Below are 615 nucleotides of genomic sequence, written 5' to 3'. Positions count from 1 at the left end.
TCGGTGCGCGTGGGCGGCACGTCATACTTTAGCGGTTCAGCCATTAAAACTTCTCCGGATGGGCGGTGTGTTCAGGCGGCAGCGTATAACCTGGCTGACGCCATTTATCCTCAACGGGCAGATGATCGCGCGGCGTGCGGTGCCCATGGCGAAAATTGTGCGACGGCAGCGGTGAAGCGTGAGGAGGACGCGCCAGCTTCTCCAGGCGAATGGCAATTTCTTTATAGGCTGGCGTCTGCACGTCAGGATCGTGATGATCCCCCGTGAGTCCGTTTACGCCCGGCTTACCATGGTGTATCGGGATAAAAAGGATATTACCTGCCACGCGTTCAGTAATGATCACCGGCACCTCAAGCGCACCGCGCCGTGACGTCAGCCTGACCCAGTCGCCTTCCTGCAAGTGACGCTCCTGTGCCAGTGCGGGGCTGATTTCAACGTACCAGTGAGGCGACAGCGAGGTGATTCGTCCCCCCGCCCCCGTCTGGTTGGTGGCCTGAAAATGCTCCAGCATGCGGCCGTTGTTAAGCAGCAGATCATAATGGGCATCGCTCTCCTCGGCAGGCGCTTCCCACTGCAACGGATAGAGCCGGGCTTTGCCATCGGGGAAGTGAAAAC

General features: G+C 59.2%; 1 protein-coding gene. It reads right to left on the bottom strand.

The features are described from left to right. Positions 1–43 precede the first annotated feature (43 nt). A partial coding sequence (locus tag NS334_RS17950) for a molybdopterin oxidoreductase family protein (protein WP_241492011.1) occupies positions 44–615 on the bottom strand: 572 nt, incomplete at its 5' end.

It is taken from the genome of Sphingomonas endophytica, assembly GCF_001476895.1.
Classification (GTDB): Bacteria; Pseudomonadota; Alphaproteobacteria; order Sphingomonadales; family Sphingomonadaceae; genus Sphingomonas; species Sphingomonas endophytica_A.
Note: the sequence above shows the minus strand (reverse complement) of the source record. Positions and strands in the feature narration are given on the sequence as shown.